Raw genomic sequence first — 21,062 nt, 5'->3', positions numbered from 1 at the left:
GATGCATCATGTTCCTGCACGTTCAGGACCCTGGGGGGTGGAGATTTGTCACCGAAGAGCACAAACCCGACACATCCTCACGGCATCACTGAGCTGTGCGCCGACGGAACGCGGCTCTACGCCGCCGCCCTCAGCTCCGGCCGGATCGCCCGCGACGAGGTCAAGCCCGCTCCCTGCCTGCTTGAGTTCGCCCTGCTGCACCCCGACCCGGATGACGCGAACTGGCTGCGCCCCGTCCCTCCGTCGATCGTGCTCGCCCAGCAACTCCAGCCCCTGGAACGCGAGATACAGGACCGTCGACGGCTCTCCGTCGACCTCACGGACACCTTCCAGCCCTTCCTCGCCATCAGCGCCCAGCAGCCGGCCGCCACCCACGCCATCACCGTGCTGGAGGGCATCGACCGGATCCACACCGCCCTGGACGTGGCGATAGCCGAAGCCCGCTCCGAGGTGCTGACCGTACAGCCGGGCGGCAGCAGGCCCGAGCACATCCTCAGCCAGGCGCTCACCCGCAGCAAGCCGCTGATCGAACGCGGCATCTCGGTGCGCACCCTGTACCAGCACACCGTGCGGCACAGCCAGAGCACCTTCGCGTACATGGAGGGCATGGCCGGCGCCAAGGTCGAGATCCGCACCCTGGAGGAGCTGATCGAACGGCTCATCATCTGCGACAGCACGGTCGCCTTCATCCCGGCCCAGGACGACCGGCAGGTCGCCCTCGAACTGCGCCACCCCGGCCTGGTGCAGTACCTCATCAGGGTCTTCGAGCAGCTGTGGCAGCGGGCGGTGCCGCTGATGGAGGAAGTACCGTACGAGTCCACCCCGGAAGGCATCACCGGCGTCCAGCGCTCGATAGCCAAGCTGCTCATCGAGGGCCATGTCGACGAGGCCATCGCCCGCCGCCTCGGCATGAACGTCCGCACCTGCCGGGCCCACATCGCCAAGCTCGCCGCCGCTCTGGGCAGCGGCAGCCGGGCCCAACTCGGCTTCCTCATCGCCCAGTCCGGGATATTGGACCGCGACCGCTGAGCCAGACCTGCGACCGGAAGGGGGACCGGGTGAGGACCGCGACACACCGTCACGAGCCGGAGGAGGTGTGCCCGGCGGGACTGGCCCTGTACGCCCGGGCGCTCCAGGCCGGCCGGATACCGGCCGCGGAGGCGGACCGGCTGCCCTGTGTGGTCGAGGGCGGTCTGCTCCAGCCGGACGCCGACGACCAGCTCTGGCTGCTGCCCGCCGCGCCCTCGGTCGCCCTGCCCCGCCTGCTGTGCGCCGTCGAGGACGACATCGCCCGGCGCAGACGCCACGAGGCCTGGCTCGCCGAGGCGTTCGCGCCGCTGCTGATGCTCGACACCCCGGACGGTGCCGCGACCACCGCCTTCGGCATCCGGGTGCTCAGCGGCCTGGAGCGCATCAACACCGCCATCGGCGAGGCCATGGCGACGGCCGCCGGCGAACTGCTCACCATCCAGCCCGGCGGCAAACGCCCCGCCTCCGCCCTGGAGGTGGCCCTGCCGCGGGACCGGGCGGTGCTCGCCCGCGGCTGCCGGATGCGCACCCTCTACCAGCACACCACCCGCCACGACCCGGCCGTCCTCGCCTACTACGAGCGGCTGTCCGGCGACGCCGAGGTGCGCACCCTCGACGAGCTTCCCGAGCGGCTGATCGTCGTCGACCGCGCCGTCGCCTTCGTCCCCGCCAGCAAGGACCGCGGCCTCGCCCTGGAGATCCGCAATCCGGCCCTGGTGGAATACCTGGTGACCGTCTTCGAGCGCCTGTGGCGGCTCGCCACCCCCATGCACCCGCAGGCCGCCCCACAGCCCGTCAGGGACGGCATCACGGCCCGCCAGCGCGCCATCGCGGGCCTTCTCATAGAGGGCCACACCGACGCGGTGATCGCCGAACGCCTCGGCATGAACATCCGCACCGCCCGCGAGCACATCGCCAAGCTCGCCGCCACTCTCGGCAGCGAGAGCCGGGCGCAGCTCGGCTACCTCATCGGACGCTCGGGGATTCTCGGCCCGGAACGGTGAGCCCGGCGGCCCGCGGCGGCCCGTCCAGCCCCACCTGCGCGATCCGCACCCCCAGCTGGGTACGGCTGGCCGCGCCCAGCGTCTCCGACAGCCGGGCGATATGGGCACGGCAGGTGCGCACGCTGATGCCGAGCCGCTCGGCGATCACCGCGTCCTGGTGGCCCTCGGCGAGCAGCGCGGCGATCGACTGCTCGCGGTGCGAGATGCCCTCGATGCCGGTGTCGGGCAGCGCGGCGGTGAGCGGGACGGCGAGCCGCCACAGCCGGTCGAAGACGGTCACCAGGTAGGCGACCAGGCCGGGGTGGCGCAGCTCCAGGGCCATGGTGCGGTCGGCGTTGGCGGGGATGAAGGCGACCGTGCGGTCGAACAGGATCAGCCGGTCGACCACCTCGTCCAGGGTGCGCGCCTCGACCGCGTCGCCCATCAGCTCCAGGTAGTTGAGCAGGCCCTGCCCGTGCCGGGCCACATGGTTGTACAGGTCCCGCATCCGCACCCCGCGCCCGCGCAGCGCCAGCGCCCGGTGCAGGCCCTCGGACAGCTCGTGCTCGCGCCGGATGCCGCCCGGCTGGACCGTCAGCACCTCGGTCGTACAGGCCGCCGTCGCCTCGTCCAGCGCCGCCTGGATACGGGCCGGGCCGTCGAGGACGCGGATCGCCGCGGTGCCCTCGCCGGGCGCGGAGGCGGTCGTACGGCCGCCCAGGCCCGCGTACCACTCGAAGGCGGCCACCGCCGAACCCATCCGCCGCTGGCTGGCGCTGATCTCGTCGTACACCCCGCGCAGCAGCCGGGTCATGACCTCCTGCGGGGAGGTCGGCACCAGCCATTCCATGTCGTCGGGGTCGGGGTGCAGCAGGGCCAGTTCCAGCAGGCAGGGGACCGCCTCGGCGTCCCGGCGGGGCACGCGGCCGCGCCGTACGGCCCGGGAATACACCCGATCCCCGGCCTCGCACAGTCGGTCAGCACCGTGTGGATGCTCGTCCGTCCCGTGCCCGGCCATCGCCCATCCCACCCCCGGTCTCCGCCTCTTCCGCAGCGCAACTATGCGCGGAGCGAACCTGCTCCGCAACACGCCTCTCTCCACTGTGACCGCCGGAAACCACCGGTATGCAGGTTTTTGATCCGGCGCCGTTCCGTCACAGTCCGACAACGGAAGGCGACCGCTCATTGCCCGGCACGCACATTCCCTCCTTCTCGCCTACGGGGAACGTTCACACGAAAAAAGGGAGTTCACGCCACAATGGCGCGAACTCCCCTTCACAACGGCCCGCACGGGCCGTCCGGGTCCTACTTGAGGCCCAGCTCCGCACAGGCCGCCTGGTACGGGGCGGTGCAGATCTCGGCCACCTTGTAGATGCCGTCGGCGACGACGGTCTGCTCGATGTTGTCCTGCGTCAGCGCGACCACGGACACCAGCTGGGCCGGGATGCCCTTGTCGGTCGGGCTGTCCACCCGGTCCCGGGTCAGCGCGTCGAACTGGATGTCCTTGCCCTGCACCTTGGCGACGGCCATCTCGGCGGCGGCCTCGGCCTCGGCCGGGTAGGACTTGTAGACGCTCATGTACTGCTGACCGGCGACGATCCGCTGCACCGCCGCCAGCTCGGCGTCCTGGCCGGTGATCGGCGGCATCTTGGTCACCCCGGCGGCCCGGAGGGCCTCGATGACACCGGCGGCCATGCCGTCGTTGGCGGAGTAGACGCCGGCGATGTTGCCCACGCCGATCTTCTGGATCGCCTCGGTCATGTTGGACTGGGCGTTCTCCGGCTTCCAGTCCTTGGTGTCGTAGCTCTTCGCGATCTGCACCTTGCCGGTCAGCTCGGACAGCGCGCCCGCCTTGAACTGCTTGGCGTTCGGGTCGGTCGGCGACCCGTTCATCATGACGATCTTGTCGGAGCTGCTGAGCTCCGGGCCCATCGCGTCGAGGAGGGAACGTCCCTGCACCTCGCCGACCAGCTCGTTGTCGAAGGAGATGTACGCGTCGATCGGGCCCTCGGCCAGCCGGTCGTAGGCGATGACCGGAATGCCCGCGTCCTTGGCCTTCGTCACACTGCCGGCGATGGCGTGCGAGTCGACCGCGTCGAGCAGGATGACGTCGACCTGGTCGTCGATCATCTGCTGGAGCTGCTGGGCCTGCTTGCCGGCGCTCTGCTCGGCGTTGGCGTACTCGACCTTGCCCCGGTTCTCGGTGAGCGCGGCCACCTTCGCCTTGATGATGGGGTAGTCGAACTTCTCGTACCGCGTGTTCGCCTTCTCCGGCAGCAGCAGCCCGACCGTGAGGTCGTTCCCCTTGGTGGGGGTCGCGTCGCCGCCGTCGCTCGTCGCGTTCAGCATGCCGCAACCGGCGAGCGACAGGGCCAACGAGCAAGCGGCCACGGATATGGCGATACGACGACGCATGGAGGAGCTCACTTCTGGTGTCTTCCGGACGTGGGCGCAGCCTTGCGACCCATGTGACTGAAAAGCCAACGCGGCGGCAGCCCCCAGCGTCAAGCAAAACTACTTAACGAGATGACAACAGCACATTCCGCTTCACCTCGTACAACCAATCCCGGCCGACGTGAGTCGTGATCAGGAGGGCCCCCTTCCTGGGGGCGGATCCCGACCAGAGGACCGAATGAACCCAGCCAGACGCACCACCGCCACCGCCCTGGTGCTGGCCACGGCAGGCGGAGTGCTGACCACGGCCGCGACCCCCGCCTCGGCGGCCACCACATGCACCTCCCCCGTCTTCAAGCGGCAGTTCTTCGCGAACACGACGTTCTCGGGCACTCCGAAGAAGACGGACTGCGACAGCGCGATCGACCAGAACTGGGGCACGGGCGCGCCCGTCTCCGGCGTCCCGTCGAACAACTTCGGCGTCCGCTGGTCCGTGACCCGCGACTTCGGCTCCGGCGGCCCCTTCAGCTTCGCCGCCTCCGCCCAGGACGGCGTACGCGTCTACCTCGACGGCGTCCGCAAGATCGACCTGTGGAAGAACGTCTCCACCACCGCCAAGCAGACGGTCAACGTGACGATCCCGTCCGGCAGGCACACCCTGCGCGTCGACTTCGTCAACTGGACCGGCACCGCGAACGTCAAGTTCGCCTACACCCCGCGGACGTCGGCCACCGTCGACAAGGTCAAGCCGCTCACCCCGACGGGCACTGCGGTGTCGTACGACACGGCCACCGGCAAGGCCAAGCTCACCTGGTCCAAGAACAAGGAGATGGACCTCGCGGGCTACCGCGTCTACCGCCGGCTCAAGGGGGCGGCCTACCCCGGCGCCCCGCTGGCCACGACCACCGCCACCACGTACACCGACACCGGCCTCCCGATGACCGGCGCCGCGTACTACTACGAGGTCCGCGCGGTCGACAAGGCGGGCAACGAGTCCGGCGGCAGCGCCGACCAGCTGGTCACCACCGTCGACCGCACCCCGCCGAAGGCGCCGGTGCTGACAGCGACCCACCACGACCTGTTCGGCGTCAGCGTCCAGTGGGACGGTCCCGACGAGGGCGGACTGCGCCTCACCACCTACCGCGCCGACTCTCCCACCGGTCCGTGGGTCAAGCTCGGCTCCGGTATAGGCGGCAGCGGATGGACGGACCCGGACGCCCCGTTCGGGAAGACGTCCTACTACCGCGTCACCGCGACCGACCCGGCCGGCAACTCCGCCGAGTCCCAGGTCCTCGCCTTCGACCGTCCGCTGCCCGTGCCGTACCTGGACAGCGTGCGCACGACCGAGGACGAGACCGGCGTCGAGCTGCGCTGGACGGTGGCGAAGAACGCGCCGACGCGGTACCGCGTCTACCGCACCGAGCGCTTCGCCGAGAACCCCGTGACGGAGTCGTTCGACTGCGAGCCGTCGAACGTGGGCCCCGCCGACGACCCGTACACGCGCTACGCGTGCACCGACTTCTCGGCGGCGCCGGAGACCGACTACTGGTACCAGGTCGCCAGCCTCGGCGACGGCGGCACGGAGTCCGTGCGGTCGCAGACGCACAGCGGTGGCCTGTACGACACCACTCCCCCGGCCGCCGTCACCGGCCTGCACCACACCAGCACGGAGTACGGCACGGTCCTGGAGTGGGACGAGAGCCCCGACCCGGGCCTGGCCTCCTACGCGGTGTACCGGGGCACGAGCGCCAACGACACCTTCACCCACGAGCGGATCGCCACCCTGCCGCCCGGCACCACCCGGTTCGTCGACGCACAGGTGCCCGACGACCAGAACTGGGTCTACTTCGTCGACGCCATCGACAAGGAGAACAACTCCTTGTACACGCTGGCCGGTTACCCGGCCGATGTGGTCGCCAACGTGAGCGTCAACGAGTTCTACCTCACCCCGGGCCACACGCCTCATCCGAACACCGCGGCGTGGATCCTGTCCGGCGAGGCCGACCAGGCGGGCCTCGCCGCACTGTCGTGGACCTGCGGCACCGGCTGCGAGGCCACCGGCTTCCACGTCTACCGCTTCGACCGCGCGAGCGACCAGTACGTCCGGCTGACGGATCTGCCGCTGACCGCCGACGCCCGCGCTTACACCGACCCGGCCACCCCGGCCGCCACCACCAGCTACTACGTCATCTCGGTCGTCGCCGCGGACGGCTCGGAGTCCTTCTCCGGCCTCGCTCCCGTCGTCGTCACGCCGAGCGGAGCCTGAACATGAACGCCACCATACGTACGACCGCGACAGCCCTGGTGCTGGCCACCGCGGGCAGCCTGATCACGGTCGCGACGGCCGTGCCCGCTTCGGCGGCGGTCAGCTGCACCTCTCCCGTCTTCAAGAGGGAGTTCTTCGCGAACACGACGTTCTCCGGTACGCCGAAGAAGACGGACTGCGACAGCGCGATCGACCAGAACTGGGGCACGGGCGCGCCCGTCTCCGGTGTCCCGTCGAACAACTTCGGCGTCCGCTGGTCCGTGACCCGGGACTTCGGCTCCGGCGGCCCCTTCACCTTCTCGGCCTCCGCCCAGGACGGCGTACGCGTCTACCTCGACGGCGTCCGCAAGATCGACCTGTGGAAGAACGTCTCCACCACCGCCAAGCAGACGGTCAACGTCACCGTCCCCAGCGGCAAGCACACCCTGCGCGTCGACTTCGTCAACTGGACCGGCACCGCGAACGTCAAGTTCGCCTACACCCCGCGCACCTCCGCCACCGTCGACAAGGTCAAGCCCCTCACCCCGACCGGCTCGGTCGTCACCTACGACGCCACCACCGGCGCGGCCAAGCTCACCTGGTCCAAGAACAAGGAGATGGACCTCGCGGGCTACCGCGTCTACCGCCGCCTGAAGGGCCAGGCGTACCCCAGTACTCCGCTGGCGGCCACGACCGCGACGACTTACACCGACACCCCACCCGCGACCGGCGCCGCCTACTACTACGAGGTCCGCGCCGTCGACAAGGCGGGCAACGAGTCCGGCGGCAGCGCCGACCAGCTGGTCACCACCGCGGACAGGACGGCACCGGGCGTTCCCACGGGGCTCGTCGTGGCCGACGACTTCGACGGGCTGCGGCTCAACTGGGACGCGGTCGAGGGCGCGGTGACGTACAAGGTGTACCGGGCGACGAGCGAGACCGGCACCTACACCGCGGTCGGCACCACCGACCATCCGTCGTACCTCGACACCAAGGCCCCCGAGGAGGCCACCTCCCACTACCGGGTGACCGCTCTCGACGCGGCCGGCAACGAGTCCACGCGGTCCGTCGCCGCGAGCGGCGAGCGCGGGGACAACACCCCGCCGTCCCTCGTCACCGGTGTGAAGGTCGAGCCCACCGACTACGGCTTCTTCGTCAGCTGGGACCCCAACCCGACGCCGGACCTGGCGCGCTACGTGGTGCGCAGGGGCGAGCTGTGGGGGGACGAGGAGGAGCAGGTCTGCTCGCTCTACCCCGGTTACCACGTGTCGGCCGACACCACCTCGTACCGGTACGAGACCGTGCCGGACGGCGAGGAGTCCTGCTTCATCGTCGACGCCGTGGACGACGACTGGAACTCCCGGTTCGAGATGACCGGCGAGGCCACGGTCGTGGTCGCCACCGAGCTGGACCTGACGCCGGCCGAGCCGACGGCCGGCTGAGGTTCGTACAACCATTTGCCCTTCCTTCCGGTCCTGTTCGGCGACGTCTGATCCACTCCGTCGCCGAACAGGACCGAAGGCCCTCATGACCCCAGCCAGACGCACCACCGCCACCGCCCTGGTGCTGGCCACCGCAGGCGGAGTACTGACCGCCACCGCCGCACCCGCCGCAGCGGCGGTGAGCTGCACCTCTCCCGTCTTCAAGCGGGAGTTCTTCGCGAACACGACGTTCTCCGGTACGCCGAAGAAGACCGACTGCGACAGCGCGATCGACCAGAACTGGGGCACCGGCGCACCGATCGCCGGTGTCCCGTCGAACAACTTCGGCGTCCGCTGGTCCGTGACCCGCGACTTCGGCTCCGGCGGCCCCTTCACCTTCTCGGCCTCCGCCCAGGACGGCGTACGCGTCCACCTCGACGGCGTCCGCAAGATCGACCTGTGGAAGAACGTCTCCACCACCGCCAAGCAGACGGTCAACGTCACCGTCCCCAGCGGCAAGCACACCCTGCGCGTCGACTTCGTCAACTGGACCGGCACCGCGAACGTCAAGTTCGCCTACACCCCGCGGACGTCGGCCACCGTCGACAAGGTCAAGCCGCTCACCCCGACCGGCTCGGTCGTCACCTACGACGCCACCACCGGCGCGGCCAAGCTCACCTGGTCCAAGAACAAGGAGATGGACCTCGCGGGCTACCGCGTCTACCGGCGGCTCAAGGGCCAGGCGTACCCCACGGCCCCGCTGGCCACGACCACCGCCACCACGTACACCGACACCCCGCCCGCGACCGGCGAGACCTACTACTACGAGGTCCGCGCCGCCGACAAGGCGGGCAATGTGTCGGCGGGGACGGCGGACCAGCCGGTCACCACCCCCGACCGCACCGCGCCCGCCGCTCCGACCGGGCTCTACGCCAAGGTGGTCCCGGGTTCGGTGAGTCTCGGCTGGGACACCGCCGACGCCCTGCACACCTACCGCGTCTACCGTGCGACCGCGCCGGATGGGCCGTTCACCCGGATCGCCGACGCTCTCGACAGCGCCTGGTACCGGGACACCTCGGCCGACCTCACCCAGCGGCTGTACTACCGCGTCACCGCCCTGGACCCGGCGGGCAACGAGTCGGCCCCGGCCACCCGTGACACCGGCGCACCCGACACCACCCCGCCCGCCCAGGTCACCGGCGTGACCGTGGAGGGCACCACGGCGGGCAACGCGGTGCGCTGGCAGGCCCCGTCCGCCGACGTCCACCACTACGAGGTGTGGACGGCGCCCGAGGGCGGTTCGGACCCGGACGGTCCGCGGACCGTCTACGGCCTCTCCTACCACGACGCGCTCGCGGACACCGGTGCCGCGCTCACGTACCGCGTCCAGGCGGTCGACTGGTTCGGCAACCTCGGCCCCGTCTCCGACCCGGTCACCGCCACCCGGCCGGCTCCCGGCACCGCGTCGGCGCCCACGGGTGTCACCGGCACTCCGCGTGACGGCGGCACGGAGCTGACCTGGGGCCCCGTGAACGCCGGCTATCCGTCCGGCTACCGCGTCTACCGCCGCACCACCGACACCGCGGCCTGGACCCGCCTCGGCGACCGCCCCACCACCGCGTACCGCTACGAGGACACCGAGGCGGCGGACGGGATCACCGACTACTACGTCGTCGCCCTCGACGCCCAGGGCCGCGAGTCGGCGCCCTCGGAGGTGGTGCGGGTGCTGCGGGAGACCCCGGCCACGCCGACCGCTCCCGAGCCGCCGACGATCACGCTGTCTGCGCCGTACACCGAGTGCACGGCGAACGACTGCGTGGCACATGGCGGCACCGGGGTCACGCTCACGGTGACGCTGGAGCACGAGCGGCTGCTCTCCGGCTACCTCTACCGCTTCGTGGGTCCGGTCGACTCCGGCTGGTTCGGCACCGACCAGTCGCCGATCACCTGGAAGCCTCCGGCACGGGGCCTGTACACGCTCGAAGTGGCCGCGGTGGACGTCTACGGCCGCACCGGCCCGTTCACCAGCGTCTCCTTCAAGGTCGCGTGATCCGGCCGGACAGCGGGTGACGAGCGAGGGGCCCGGAGGAACGTGTCCTCCGGGCCCCTCGAACATTCGCGGCCGTACGTCAGTCCGACTGCTGCTGCCGCTTCGGCCGCCACACCACCAGCGCGCTGGTCTGCTGCACCTCCTGGTACGGCACCAGGTCGCGGCGGTACGAGGCGTGCACGGCGGCCTCGCGCTGGCGCATGGCCGCCGCCGCGCCGTCGAGCGCGGCCTCCATCTCGGCCACCCGGGACTGGAGCGCCGCGACCTGGTTCTCCAGTTCGATGATCCGCTTGATGCCCGCGAGGTTGATGCCCTCGTCCTGCGACAGCTGCTGCACCTGGCGGAGCAGTTCGATGTCGCGGGCCGAGTAGCGGCGGCCCCGGCCGGCGGTGCGGTCCGGGGACACCAGGCCCAGGCGGTCGTACTGGCGCAGCGTCTGCGGGTGCAGGCCGGACAGCTGGGCCGCCACCGAGATGACGTAGACCGGAGTCTCCTCCGTCAGTTCATACGGATTGCGTCGACGGCCGTCCATCTGACTCATGCTCCCTTCGCGGCCTGGAACAGCTCCGCCCGCGGGTCCTCGCCCGCGGTCGCCTCGCGATACGCCTCAAGTGCGTCACGAGCCTTCCCCGACAAGTCCGCCGGAACACTCACCTCGACGGTGACCAGCAGGTCCCCGCGGGTGCCGTCCTTGCGGACCGCGCCCTTGCCGCGGGCGCGCATCGTGCGTCCGTTGGGTGTGCCCGGCGGCAGCTTCAGCGTGACCGCCGGTCCGCCCAGGGTCGGGACGCGGACCTCGCCGCCGAGGGCGGCCTCCGTGAACGTCACGGGGACGGTCACGGTGAGGTTGTCGTCCTTGCGGCCGAAGACGGGGTGGGCGTCGACGTGCACCACCACGTACAGGTCGCCCGCCGGGCCGCCGCGCTCGCCCGGCGCGCCCTTGCCACGCAACCGGATGCGCTGCCCGTCGCTCACCCCGGCCGGGATGCGCACCTGCATGGTCCGCGAGGACTTCGCCCGGCCGCTGCCCTTGCAGATCTCGCAGGGGGTCTCCGCGATCAGGCCGCGGCCCTTGCAGCCCGGGCAGGGGTCGGTGAGCGAGAAGCCACCGCCGGAGCCGCGCGCCACCTGGCCGGTGCCGACGCAGGTCGGGCACACGCGCGGTGTGCCGTTCTGGTCGCCGGTGCCGGAGCAGGCCTTGCACGGCGCCTGCGAGGACATCCGCAGCGGGACGGTGGCGCCCTCGATCGCCTCGGTGAAGCTCAGGGTGACCTCGGACTCGATGTCCTGGCCGCGCCGCGGCTGGGTGCGCGTGGTGCCGGTGCCGCCCCGGTTGAACAGGCCCCCGAAGACGTCGCCGAGTCCGCCGCCGAAGCCGCCGCCCGCCCCGCCCTGGGCGCCTCCGAAGAGGTCACCCAGGTCGAAGTTGAACGAGCCGCCGCCGGCGCCGGGGCCGGGCCGGAAGCCGCCGTTGCCGAAGAGGGCGCGGGCGTCGTCGTACTCCTTGCGCTTCTTGGGGTCGCCGAGGACGTCGTTCGCCTCGGAGATCTCCTTGAAGCGTTCCTCGGCCTTGGCGTTGCCCTTGTTGGCGTCCGGGTGGAACTCGCGGGCGAGCTTCCGGTACGCCTTCTTGATCTCGGCCTCGGTGGCGTCCTTGGGGACGCCGAGGACCTTGTAGTAGTCCTTCTCGATGAAGTCCTTGGTGCTCATCCTCGACGTCCCTCCTCTCCGCTCACATCCGACACGTCAGCCCTCTTCAGAGCTGTTGTCCTTCTCCTCGCCCGCCGGCTTCTCGTCGGCGCCTTCGGCCTTGACCGTCTGCGCGCCCGGCTGGGGCTCGGCGACGGCGACCCGCGCGGGGCGGATGGTGCGCTCGCCGATGCGATACCCCGGCTGGAGGATCGCGACGCAGGTCGTCTCCGTGACGTCCGGCGCGTACGAGTGCATCAGGGCCTCGTGGATGGTCGGGTCGAAGGGCTCGCCCTCCTTGCCGAACTGCTGCAGGCCCATCTTGGCCGCGACGGTCTCCAGCGACTCCGCCACCGACTTGAAGCCGCCGACGAGCTCGCCGTGCTCCCGCGCGCGACCGATGTCGTCGAGCACGGGCAGCAGCTCGGTCAGGAGGTTCGCGATGGCGATCTCCTTGACCGCGATCCGGTCGCGCTCGACCCGGCGGCGGTAGTTCTGGTACTCGGCCTGAAGCCGCTGGAGGTCGGCGGTGCGCTCGCCCAGTGCGGTGCGCACCTGGTCCAGCTGGGCCACCAGACCCGCTGTCTCGTTCGCGTCCCCGGCCGGGGCCGCCCCCTCCTCCGAGGAGGAGGCGGCGGCCTTCGGCTCGGCGTCGTCAGGGGTGGCGCCGGAGGGGACGTCGGGCTTCTCCTCGAAGCCCGGGGTCTCCTCCGTCACGCGGCACCGTCCTTGCGCTCGTCGTCCACGATCTCGGCGTCGACGACATCGTCGTCGGCCTTGGCCTCGCCGGCACCGGCGTCACCGGCCGCACCCGCGGCCTGCGCGCCCTGGGCGTCGGCGTACAGCGCCTGGCCGAGCTTCTGCGAGACGGCCGCGACCTTCTCGGTGGCGGTGCGGATCTCGGCGGTGTCCTCGCCCTTGAGCGTCTCCTTCAGCTCGGCGACGGCGGCCTCGACCTCGGTCTTGATCTCGCCGGGGACCTTGTCCTCGTTGTCCTTGAGGAACTTCTCGGTCTGGTAGACGAGCTGCTCGCCCTGGTTGCGGGTCTCGGCGGCCTCGCGACGCTTGTGGTCCTCCTCCGCGTAGCGCTCGGCCTCCTCACGCATGCGGTCGACCTCGTCCTTCGGCAGCGAGGAGCCGCCGGTGACGGTCATCTTCTGCTCCTTGCCCGTGCCCAGGTCCTTCGCGGTCACGTGCATGATGCCGTTGGCGTCGATGTCGAAGGAGACCTCGATCTGCGGGATGCCGCGCGGCGCCGGGGGCAGACCGGTCAGCTCGAACATGCCGAGCTTCTTGTTGTAGGCCGCGATCTCGCGCTCGCCCTGGTAGACCTGGATCTGCACGGACGGCTGGTTGTCCTCGGCCGTCGTGAAGATCTCCGACCGCTTGGTCGGGATGGTCGTGTTCCGCTCGATGAGCTTGGTCATGATGCCGCCCTTGGTCTCGATGCCGAGGGACAGCGGGGTCACGTCGAGGAGCAGGACGTCCTTGACCTCACCCTTGAGGACACCGGCCTGGAGCGAGGCGCCGATGGCGACGACCTCGTCCGGGTTCACACCCTTGTTGGCTTCCTTGCCGCCGGTCAGCTCCTTGACGAGCTCGGCGACGGCGGGCATGCGGGTGGAGCCGCCGACGAGGACGACGTGGTCGATCTCGCCGAGGGCGATGCCGGCGTCCTTGATGACGTTGTGGAACGGCGTCTTGCAGCGCTCCAGCAGGTCCGCGGTCAGCTGCTGGAACTGGGCGCGGGTGAGCTTCTCGTCGAGGTGCAGGGGGCCCTCGGCGGAGGCGGTGATGTAGGGGAGGTTGATCGAGGTCTCGGTGGACGAGGACAGCTCGATCTTCGCCTTCTCGGCGGCCTCGCGCAGGCGCTGGAGCGCCATCTTGTCCTTGGAGAGGTCCACGCCGTGACCGGACTGGAACTGCTTGACCAGGTAGTCGACGACGCGCTGGTCCCAGTCGTCACCACCGAGGTGGTTGTCACCGTTGGTGGCCTTCACCTCGACGACACCGTCGCCGATCTCCAGCAGCGAGACGTCGAAGGTGCCGCCACCGAGGTCGAAGACCAGGATCGTCTGGTCGTCCTTGTCGAGGCCGTACGCCAGGGCGGCGGCCGTCGGCTCGTTGACGATGCGCAGCACGTTCAGGCCCGCGATCTCGCCGGCCTCCTTGGTCGCCTGGCGCTCGGCGTCGTTGAAGTACGCCGGGACGGTGATGACCGCGTCGGTCACCTTCTCGCCCAGGTAGGCCTCGGCGTCCCGCTTCAGCTTCTGCAGCACGAAGGCGCTGATCTGCTGCGGGTTGAAGGGCTTGCCGTCGAGCTCGATCTTCCAGTCGGTGCCCATGTGGCGCTTGACCGACCGGATGGTCCTGTCGACGTTGGTGACAGCCTGGCGCTTGGCCACCTCGCCGACCAGCACCTCGCCGTTCTTGGCGAAGGCGACGACGGACGGCGTGGTCCTGGCACCCTCGGCGTTGGTGATGACGGTGGGCTCGCCGCCCTCCAGAACGCTGACGACGGAGTTAGTCGTGCCCAGGTCGATGCCGACCGCACGTGCCATGGTTGATTCCTCCAGCTGACTTGAGTGGAACAGGCTCAAGTGTGCATGACGCTCGCCGCCGGGTCAACAGACCTGAGTCAGGGCGGCTCAACTCTTATCCGCTCCTTACGCGCAACACCGTTCGGGGCAGGCCGTCACTAGGGTAGAGCCCAAGCGGACATTCAGCACAAACCGCCTGGCGCCGGTGAGGCAACCCTCAGCGACTCAGATCACCTCGCGCCCGGCTACAGTGCGGCGGAAGATACGGGTAGTCTCAGACGGACTGCATAAGCTACCGCTCAGTAATCTCCCTGGCAGGCCCGAGGAGCCCCTCATGCAACTCGCCGCGATCATCGTGTCGCTGGTCCTGACCGTGGTCGGCGTTGCGCTGCTCGCACGCGCGATCGGCCAGTTCGTCAGGTACTTCAAGCTGGGCCAGCCGGTCCCGGCAGGCACCCGGACCGACAACCCCTACCAGCGCAGCGTGACCCTGGTCCGCGAGTTCCTCGGGCACACCCGGATGAACCGCTGGGGCATCGTCGGTGTCGCCCACTGGTTCGTGGCCGTCGGCTTCCTGACGCTGCCGCCGACCCTGGCCCAGGCGTTCGGCCAGCTCTTCCAGGCGGACTGGGTGCTGCCGGTCATCGGCGAGTTCCTGCCGTTCGAGCTGTACATCGAGTTCATCGGCGTGATGACGATCCTCGGCATCGCCGTCCTCATCGTCATCCGGCTGCTGAGCCTGCCCTCGCGCCCCGGCCGCAAGTCCCGCTTCGCGGGCTCCAAGGCCGGCCAGGCGTACTTCGTCGAGTACGTCATCCTCACCATCGGCCTCGCCATCTACGTGCTGCGCGGCCTGGAAGGCGCACTGCACCACGTCGACCACTACGAGGCCGGCTACTTCGCCTCGTACCCGCTGGTGCTCGCCTTCGAGGGGCTGAGCGTCGCGACGCTGCAGAACCTGGTCTACCTGTTCGCGATGATCAAGATCTCGACGTCCTTCATCTGGATGATCGTGGTCTCGCTGAACACCAACATGGGCGTGGCCTGGCACCGCTTCCTGGCGTTCCCGAACATCTGGTTCAAGCGCGAGGCGACCGGCGGGACCGCCCTCGGCGCGCTCCAGCCCATGACCTCGGGCGGCAAGCCGATCAACTTCGAGGACCCGGGCGACGACGACGTCTTCGGCGTCTCCCAGGTCGAGCAGTTCTCCTGGAAGGGCCTGCTCGACTTCTCCACCTGCACCGAGTGCGGCCGCTGCCAGTCGCAGTGCCCCGCGTGGAACACCGGCAAGCCGCTCTCCCCCAAGCTGCTGATCATGTCGCTGCGCGACCACGCCCACGCCAAGGCGCCGTACCTGCTCGCGGGTGGCGGCAAGACCATGGAGGGCGAGGAGAAGGCGTCCGAGGAGCAGCTGAAGGACGTCCCGGCCGCCGCCCTCGCCGAGGCCGAGCGCCCGCTGATCGGCACCGCCGAGGAGAACGGCGTCATCGACCCGGACGTCCTGTGGTCCTGCACCACCTGCGGCGCCTGCGTCGAGCAGTGCCCGGTGGACATCGAGCACATCGACCACATCGTCGACATGCGCCGCTACCAGGTCATGATCGAGTCTGCGTTCCCGTCCGAGGCGGGCACGATGCTCAAGAACCTGGAGAAGAAGGGCAACCCCTGGGGCCTGGCGAAGAAGCAGCGCCTGGAGTGGCTCAAGGAGGTCGACTTCGAGGTCCCGGTCGTCGGCAAGGACATCGAGGACCTGTCCGAGGTCGAGTACCTGTACTGGGTCGGCTGCGCCGGCGCCCTGGAGGACCGCGCCAAGAAGACCACCAAGGCCTTCGCGGAACTCCTCCACATCGCGGGCGTCAAGTTCGCGATCATGGGCGGCGACGAGAAGTGCACGGGTGACTCCGCCCGCCGCCTGGGCAACGAGCCGTTGTTCCAGGAGCTGGGCATGGAGAACGTGATGGCCCTGAACACGGCGTTCGGCGAGGAGCTGGACGACGAGGGCAAGGTCGTCCCCGAGTCCGCGAAGCCGAAGTCGGCGAAGAAGATCGTCGCGACCTGCCCACACTGCCTCAACACCCTCGGCAACGAGTACCCGCAGCTCGGCGGCGACTACGAGGTCATCCACCACACCCAGCTGCTCCAGCACCTCGTCGACGAGGGCAAGCTGATCCCGGTGACCCCGGTCGAGGGCATCATCACCTACCACGACCCGTGCTACCTGGGCCGCCACAACAAGATCTACACGCCTCCGCGCGAGATCATCGGCAAGGTCCCCGGCCTGCGCAACGAGGAGATGCACCGCCACAAGGAGCGGGGCTTCTGCTGCGGCGCGGGTGGCGCGCGGATGTGGATGGAAGAGCGCATCGGCAAGCGCATCAACAACGAGCGCGTCGACGAGGCCCTGTCGGTGAACCCCGACATCGTCTCCACCGCCTGCCCGTTCTGCCTCGTCATGCTGACCGACTCGGTCAACGGCAAGAAGAACGACGGCAAGGCGAAGGAGTCGATCCAGGTCGTCGACGTCGCCCAGCTCCTCCTGGACTCGGTCAAGACCCCGGCCGACCCCGAGGACGCCGCGGAGACGGAGAGCGCGCCGGAGCCGGAGCCGGTGAAGTAACCGTCACGTCACTGCCGTACCGACGCCCCCATGCCCCTCGCGGACATGGGGGCGTCGGCGTTCCCGCCGCTCACTCCCGCCCGCCCAGCCGCAGCCCACGGCTCTCGGCGATACGCAGGGCGTCCTGAAGAGCCTCGGCCAGCCGCTCGGCGAGGAACTTCAGCTCACCGGCGGGGGTGTGCGGAAGGATGCCGTGCGCGTGGGCGAGCATCTGGGCGCCCATGCCCAGCTGGACGTCCTCCGTGAGGTCGGCCAGGCGGGACAGGGGTCCCCCGCGGTCATCGCTGATCAGATAGCTCGGCTTGCCTTCGGGACTCGCCCAGGGCAGCAGCCTGATGTCCCGCCGGACCGCCCCGACCGCTTCGTCGTCAGCCCCCATCAGGCCACCTCCCTCACGGACTCGGCCCACCCCTGCCGCAGCTCGTGGAGCACGAGATACGGCCGCACGGCGACGGTGGCGGCGCCGTCGAGGGGGGTGTCGAGGCCGTAGGGGCTGCGGTGGAGAGGGAGAGGCGGCAGCGGCTCCGGCTGCGGAGCGGAAGGCGCGGGGAACACGGGCGCCAGTCGCTCCTCGCGCAGAAGACCCAGCCAGGCGGCGAGGTGGCGGATAAGGTCGGTCACGTCGTCAGGTTTCATTCACGAGTGCTGATGGCCATGCCCCCGGACGGCTCCACCCGTCGCGGGGGTTCTTTCATCGCCCACTGTAGCGGGGCAACTATGGTGTACTAGGGTTCACTAAGGATCGCACTGATGTACCCAGTCGGGCATGGTGGCGTGGTGATGCAGTTCGCACCGGACATCCCACGCTGGCGCCAGGTCGCCGAAGTCATCCGCGGCCGGATCGAGGACGGGACATACCCACCGCGCACCCGGGTGCCGTCGGTCATGCAGATCATCGCCGAGTTCGGGATCGCCACGGCGACGGCGCAGAAGGTCCTCCAGAACCTCCGCAAGGAAGGGCTCATCTACACCGAGCCGGGCCTGGGCTCATTCGTCGCCCAACGCCCTCCGGAGGAATGAACACCAGCAGGTGGGTCAGCGCGTCACTGCCGTACGTGACGCCCCGTAAGGACGAGCAGGCCGACGCCTGGAGCGCCGAGGCCGCCGCCCAGGGCCGACGCGGTACGCAGCGCATCCTGCATGCCGGCGAAGTCCCCGCCCCGGCGGAGGTCGCCGGCCTGCTGCGCGTCGCGGAGGGCGAGCCGGTCGTCGTACGCCGCCGCCTGATCCTCCTCGACGACGAGCCGAACGAACTGACCGACACCTACTACCCCGCCGAGATCGCCACCGGTACGGCCCTCGCCGGTACCGCCAGGATCCGGGGCGGCGCCGTAACGCTGCTGGCGAGCCTGGGCCATGTCGGCGCCGTCGTCCGCGAGGACGTGACCGCGGACATGCCGACGCCGGAGGAACGGCAAGCCCTGCGGACGGCACCCGCGGAACCGGTCCTACGGCTCACCAGGCTCACCCTGACCGCCGAGGACCGCCCGATCCAGGTCGACCGCATGGTGATGCCGGCGCTGCGACAGCGGCTGCGCTACGAGATCAGACTCGGCTGACTCACAGCCTGCCGAACACCACGCCCCGCCACGTCCAGCCGAGCGCCAGCACCGCGTTCCGCAGCGGCTCGCGCAGTTCGGCGCTGTCGAAGCGGAAGGTCTCCGTCGTCTCCAGCGCGCCGTCGGCTCCGCGCTGGACGGTCCAGTGGCGGGTGACGGTGCGGTCCGGGCCGCGGGAGTACTGGGCGGAGATCTTGAGCCGCGGCGGGTCGCCGACGCGTGTGACCTCCCGCGTCTCCTCGACCACACGCACCTCGCGGTCCGCTTCGACGAGCCGCATCCGGATCCGTACCGCCCGCGTCAGCTGCGACTGGACGAAGAAGTTCTCCCAGGCCGGCTCCGTCATCCGCCACTCCGCGACCAGATCGGCGGAGTCCGGCGCGGCGCCGTTGCGGATGACGTACGGCGCGTCGGCCCGGTTGCAGCCGAGCAGCGCCGCCCGCACCTGCCCCGCCGAGCCCGGCGCGACCCCGTCGGCGGGGTGCCTGGTTCCGGTCAACTTGTCGAGGAAGCCCATGGGTTCAACCTAAGGGACCGGGCGTCCGGGCGTTCGAGCGTCCGGGGAAGGAGCCCCTTCCCCGGACTGCGCTCACTCGCCCTTCGGCCCCGCCTGCTGCACCACCTCGAAGGACCACAGGGTGGAGCCGGAGGCCGCCGGCTTCGGGCGCTCGCCGCTCTCGCCGCGCTCACCCCGCTCGCCGCCGGAGGTGCCCTGGTGTGCCGCCTTCATCGGGCCCTCCATCCACGCCTGGAAGGACTCCTCGTCCCTCCAGCGCGTGTACACCAGGTAGGTGTCGGTGCCCTCGACGGGCCGGAGGAGTTCGAACCACTCGAAGCCGTCGGAGTTCTCCACCGCGTGGGCGCGGGAGGCGAACCGCTTCTCCAGGGTCTCCCGCTGCTCGGCGGGAACCGTCAGGACGTTGATCTTGACTACGCTCATGACCCCATCCTGCCGGACGGCACGCGGCCTACAGGTATTCGAAGAACCTCGTCCACCACGTCGGCTCGCCCTCGTAGGGCCCGTAGCTCGACACGAGAGGGCCGGGTTCGCCGCTCGCCAGCCAGGTCACGCCGTCGTAGGGGAGCTGGAGCAGCCGCAGCGGCACCTGTTCGTAGCCCATGTCCGCGAGGGCGGTCTCGATGCGGCGGCGGTCCGTTTCGGACAACTTGCCGTCCGCGACCGCCGCGTCGAGGCTCGGGTGGCTGTCGGGCCGCGGGGTCATCACCACGGCGAGGTCGCCGTAGTTGCTGAGCCGCACCACGATCCACTCGCCGGCTTCGGTGATCCGCGGCGGGAAGCGCAGGGCGAAGGAGTAGGAGGCGTCCAGGACCTGGTCGTCCAGTCGGCAGGTGCCTCCGAACTCGCTGTTCAGCCGCTGCCTGAGCCGGATGGCCCGCACCTTGCCCCGGTGATAGTCGAACTCGTCGGGATAGTGCAGGTGTTCGGGACCGGGGAGGCGGTCCAGGGCATGGAACAAATCGAGTAGGCGCTGGTCGTCGTCCACGGCGACAGAGTAGGGGTCCCGCTCCCTTCGGACACCCGGTTCGCGACCTCTCCACTCCCAGGGGTGTCCCCCCTTCTCGAACGCGTGCATCATTACTCAGTCGTAGTGAGCGAGGCGGACGAGGTGAGCGATGCGTATGCGAGGTGCCGGGATGGTTGTGACCGGCGTCCTGCTCCTCACCGCCTGCGGCCCCACCGCCCCCGCCGGGCACCAGGCACCGCCCACGCGGAAGGCGGCCGAGGCCGTGCCCCTGCTGCCCGTGCCGCGCGGTGACGGCAGCGAGGTCCCGGACGACTTCAACGGGGACGGCCGACGGGACCTCGTCCTGAACGACCTGGTCAAGCAGCAGAGCCACGCCGACGACGCGGGCATCGGCGTCGTCTACGGCGGCGGACCGCGCGGACTCACGCCGGGCGCCCGGCAGTTGATCAGCCCGGTGGCGCGGGGCGCGCGTACGGACGGACAGTTGCCCGCCGTCTTCGACGCCGAGGCGAGCTGCGATCTCGACGGGGACGGCTTCACCGACCTCGTGGTGTCCACCGACCCGCCGTACGACGGGCAGGGGCAGCCGCCCGTGCCGCTCCAACTGCTGTTCGGCTCTCCGGAGGGACTGACCGGGCGTGCCGTGAAGCTGGTCATCCCGGCCCGCGCCAGGGCCGGCAACGAGTGGCCCGACCAGCCGGTCTGCGGCGACTTCGACGGCGACGGCGCACAGGACCTCGTCGTTCACGCCTCCGAGCAGCAGGTCAGCTATCTGCGGGGCCCCTTCAGCCGTAAGGGTGCCCCCAAGAGCGCGGGTTCGCCGATCGCGGTGCCCGGCAACGTCCCCACGGGGCCGTCCGCCGACGTCGACCGCGACGGCTACGACGACCTCGTCGTCCGTACGACGGAGAGCGCCGGACCGTCGGCCGTGGTCCTCGGCGGGCCCGCCGGGCCGGACCGGACCGGCGTCACCCTGCCCTCCGGCATCGATGTCGCCCTGGGCCGCTTCGGCAAGGGCAAGGCGCTGGACGCGGCGGTCGGAGCGATG

General features: G+C 70.2%; 19 protein-coding genes and 1 pseudogene. 9 read left to right on the top strand and 11 right to left on the bottom strand.

What is annotated here, in order from left to right:
• Positions 1-45: 45 nt before the first annotated feature.
• Positions 46-1,029 (top strand): helix-turn-helix transcriptional regulator, encoded by a 984-nt coding sequence (locus ABT232_RS27465; protein ID WP_351844600.1) that lies wholly within the window; start codon positions 46-48, stop codon positions 1,027-1,029.
• Positions 1,030-1,058: 29 nt separating this feature from the next.
• Entirely contained in the window at positions 1,059-2,033 is a 975-nt protein-coding gene (locus tag ABT232_RS27460) for a helix-turn-helix transcriptional regulator (RefSeq protein ID WP_351844598.1), read from the top strand.
• Here ABT232_RS27460 and ABT232_RS27455 read toward each other — a convergent pair.
• On the bottom strand, positions 1,996-3,030 hold the full coding sequence (locus tag ABT232_RS27455) for a helix-turn-helix transcriptional regulator (RefSeq protein ID WP_351844597.1): 1,035 nt from the start codon (positions 3,028-3,030) through the stop codon (positions 1,996-1,998). The two genes, ABT232_RS27460 and ABT232_RS27455, sit on opposite strands and share 38 nt — an antisense overlap.
• 287 nt (positions 3,031-3,317) lie before the next feature.
• Entirely contained in the window at positions 3,318-4,427 is a 1,110-nt protein-coding gene (locus tag ABT232_RS27450; RefSeq protein ID WP_351844595.1) for a substrate-binding domain-containing protein, read from the bottom strand.
• A 217-nt stretch (positions 4,428-4,644) separates the two neighbouring features.
• Here ABT232_RS27450 and ABT232_RS27445 point away from each other — a divergent pair, with 217 nt between their 5' ends.
• The 3 genes and pseudogenes from ABT232_RS27445 (at position 4,645) to ABT232_RS27435 (ending at position 10,122) form a co-directional block, all read left to right on the top strand.
• Positions 4,645-6,672, top strand: a complete 2,028-nt coding sequence (locus ABT232_RS27445) for a fibronectin type III domain-containing protein (RefSeq protein ID WP_351844593.1) — start codon at positions 4,645-4,647, stop codon at positions 6,670-6,672.
• A 2-nt stretch (positions 6,673-6,674) separates the two neighbouring features.
• Positions 6,675-7,485, top strand: a pseudogene (locus tag ABT232_RS27440) (PA14 domain-containing protein); the annotation flags it as partial.
• A gap of 693 nt (positions 7,486-8,178) precedes the next feature.
• Positions 8,179-10,122: a fibronectin type III domain-containing protein gene (locus ABT232_RS27435; RefSeq protein ID WP_351844591.1), complete on the top strand. Its 1,944-nt coding sequence runs from the start codon at positions 8,179-8,181 to the stop codon at positions 10,120-10,122.
• Positions 10,123-10,201: 79 nt separating this feature from the next.
• Here the strand turns inward: ABT232_RS27435 and ABT232_RS27430 are convergent, their stop codons facing one another.
• Genes ABT232_RS27430 through dnaK form a run of 4 tightly spaced genes read right to left on the bottom strand, consistent with a single transcriptional unit; the run spans position 10,202 to position 14,372 of the window.
• On the bottom strand, positions 10,202-10,654 hold the full coding sequence (locus tag ABT232_RS27430; RefSeq protein WP_351844589.1) for a heat shock protein transcriptional repressor HspR: 453 nt from the start codon (positions 10,652-10,654) through the stop codon (positions 10,202-10,204).
• A 5-nt stretch (positions 10,655-10,659) separates the two neighbouring features.
• On the bottom strand, positions 10,660-11,832 hold the full coding sequence (gene dnaJ, locus ABT232_RS27425; RefSeq protein ID WP_351844587.1) for a molecular chaperone DnaJ: 1,173 nt from the start codon (positions 11,830-11,832) through the stop codon (positions 10,660-10,662).
• Positions 11,833-11,868: 36 nt separating this feature from the next.
• Positions 11,869-12,528 (bottom strand): nucleotide exchange factor GrpE, encoded by a 660-nt coding sequence (gene grpE, locus ABT232_RS27420; RefSeq protein ID WP_351844585.1) that lies wholly within the window; start codon positions 12,526-12,528, stop codon positions 11,869-11,871.
• Complete coding sequence (gene dnaK, locus ABT232_RS27415) at positions 12,525-14,372, bottom strand: molecular chaperone DnaK (protein ID WP_351844583.1); 1,848 nt, start codon at positions 14,370-14,372, stop codon at positions 12,525-12,527. Before dnaK ends, grpE begins: the two co-directional genes overlap by 4 nt.
• 313 nt (positions 14,373-14,685) lie before the next feature.
• On the opposite strand from dnaK, the gene ABT232_RS27410 reads away from it, so the two are divergent.
• Positions 14,686-16,968: a (Fe-S)-binding protein gene (locus ABT232_RS27410; protein ID WP_351844581.1), complete on the top strand. Its 2,283-nt coding sequence runs from the start codon at positions 14,686-14,688 to the stop codon at positions 16,966-16,968.
• Positions 16,969-17,038: 70 nt separating this feature from the next.
• On the opposite strand, the gene ABT232_RS27405 is transcribed toward ABT232_RS27410, so the two are convergent.
• Both ABT232_RS27405 and ABT232_RS27400 read right to left on the bottom strand, forming a co-directional pair.
• On the bottom strand, positions 17,039-17,347 hold the full coding sequence (locus ABT232_RS27405; RefSeq protein ID WP_351844579.1) for a hypothetical protein: 309 nt from the start codon (positions 17,345-17,347) through the stop codon (positions 17,039-17,041).
• Positions 17,347-17,589, bottom strand: coding sequence for a hypothetical protein (locus ABT232_RS27400; protein ID WP_351844577.1), 243 nt, complete (start codon positions 17,587-17,589; stop codon positions 17,347-17,349). The genes ABT232_RS27405 and ABT232_RS27400 overlap by 1 nt, the downstream gene beginning before the upstream one ends.
• A gap of 129 nt (positions 17,590-17,718) precedes the next feature.
• On the opposite strand from ABT232_RS27400, the gene ABT232_RS27395 reads away from it, so the two are divergent.
• Positions 17,719-17,988 (top strand): GntR family transcriptional regulator, encoded by a 270-nt coding sequence (locus tag ABT232_RS27395; protein ID WP_351844575.1) that lies wholly within the window; start codon positions 17,719-17,721, stop codon positions 17,986-17,988.
• Positions 17,985-18,527: a GntR family transcriptional regulator gene (locus tag ABT232_RS27390; protein ID WP_351844573.1), complete on the top strand. Its 543-nt coding sequence runs from the start codon at positions 17,985-17,987 to the stop codon at positions 18,525-18,527. The genes ABT232_RS27395 and ABT232_RS27390 overlap by 4 nt, the downstream gene beginning before the upstream one ends.
• Before the next feature lies 1 nt (position 18,528).
• Here ABT232_RS27390 and ABT232_RS27385 read toward each other — a convergent pair whose 3' ends face one another.
• From ABT232_RS27385 to ABT232_RS27375, 3 genes are all read right to left on the bottom strand, one after another.
• A complete protein-coding gene (locus ABT232_RS27385; protein WP_351844571.1) occupies positions 18,529-19,044 on the bottom strand; it encodes a hypothetical protein in 516 nt (171 codons plus the stop codon).
• A 72-nt stretch (positions 19,045-19,116) separates the two neighbouring features.
• Positions 19,117-19,467, bottom strand: a complete 351-nt coding sequence (locus tag ABT232_RS27380) for an antibiotic biosynthesis monooxygenase family protein (protein WP_351844568.1) — start codon at positions 19,465-19,467, stop codon at positions 19,117-19,119.
• A gap of 28 nt (positions 19,468-19,495) precedes the next feature.
• Positions 19,496-20,032 carry a hypothetical protein gene (locus ABT232_RS27375; protein WP_351844566.1) on the bottom strand — a complete coding sequence of 179 codons (537 nt, stop codon included), beginning with the start codon at positions 20,030-20,032 and terminating at the stop codon, positions 19,496-19,498.
• A gap of 151 nt (positions 20,033-20,183) precedes the next feature.
• On the opposite strand from ABT232_RS27375, the gene ABT232_RS27370 reads away from it, so the two are divergent.
• Positions 20,184-21,062: FG-GAP repeat domain-containing protein (locus ABT232_RS27370; RefSeq protein WP_351844564.1), on the top strand; the 879-nt coding region annotated here is incomplete at its 3' end.

The organism is Streptomyces sp. NPDC001532 (assembly GCF_040298625.1).
Taxonomy (GTDB): Bacteria; Actinomycetota; Actinomycetes; order Streptomycetales; family Streptomycetaceae; genus Streptomyces.
This window is presented reverse-complemented; position numbering and strand designations above follow the sequence as displayed.

Excerpts from the sequence above, each read along its gene's own strand:
- ABT232_RS27455 (WP_351844597.1), bottom strand. The coding sequence starts at position 3,030 with ATGGCCGGGCACGGGACGGACGAGCATCCACACGGTGCTGACCGACTG.
- ABT232_RS27450 (WP_351844595.1), bottom strand. The coding sequence starts at position 4,427 with ATGCGTCGTCGTATCGCCATATCCGTGGCCGCTTGCTCGTTGGCCCTG.
- ABT232_RS27445 (WP_351844593.1), top strand. The coding sequence starts at position 4,645 with ATGAACCCAGCCAGACGCACCACCGCCACCGCCCTGGTGCTGGCCACG.
- ABT232_RS27435 (WP_351844591.1), top strand. The coding sequence starts at position 8,179 with ATGACCCCAGCCAGACGCACCACCGCCACCGCCCTGGTGCTGGCCACC.
- ABT232_RS27430 (WP_351844589.1), bottom strand. The coding sequence starts at position 10,654 with ATGGACGGCCGTCGACGCAATCCGTATGAACTGACGGAGGAGACTCCG.
- dnaJ (WP_351844587.1), bottom strand. The coding sequence starts at position 11,832 with ATGAGCACCAAGGACTTCATCGAGAAGGACTACTACAAGGTCCTCGGC.
- dnaK (WP_351844583.1), bottom strand. The coding sequence starts at position 14,372 with ATGGCACGTGCGGTCGGCATCGACCTGGGCACGACTAACTCCGTCGTC.
- ABT232_RS27410 (WP_351844581.1), top strand. The coding sequence starts at position 14,686 with ATGCAACTCGCCGCGATCATCGTGTCGCTGGTCCTGACCGTGGTCGGC.
- ABT232_RS27405 (WP_351844579.1), bottom strand. The coding sequence starts at position 17,347 with ATGGGGGCTGACGACGAAGCGGTCGGGGCGGTCCGGCGGGACATCAGG.
- ABT232_RS27395 (WP_351844575.1), top strand. The coding sequence starts at position 17,719 with ATGTACCCAGTCGGGCATGGTGGCGTGGTGATGCAGTTCGCACCGGAC.
- ABT232_RS27390 (WP_351844573.1), top strand. The coding sequence starts at position 17,985 with ATGAACACCAGCAGGTGGGTCAGCGCGTCACTGCCGTACGTGACGCCC.
- ABT232_RS27385 (WP_351844571.1), bottom strand. The coding sequence starts at position 19,044 with ATGGGCTTCCTCGACAAGTTGACCGGAACCAGGCACCCCGCCGACGGG.
- ABT232_RS27380 (WP_351844568.1), bottom strand. The coding sequence starts at position 19,467 with ATGAGCGTAGTCAAGATCAACGTCCTGACGGTTCCCGCCGAGCAGCGG.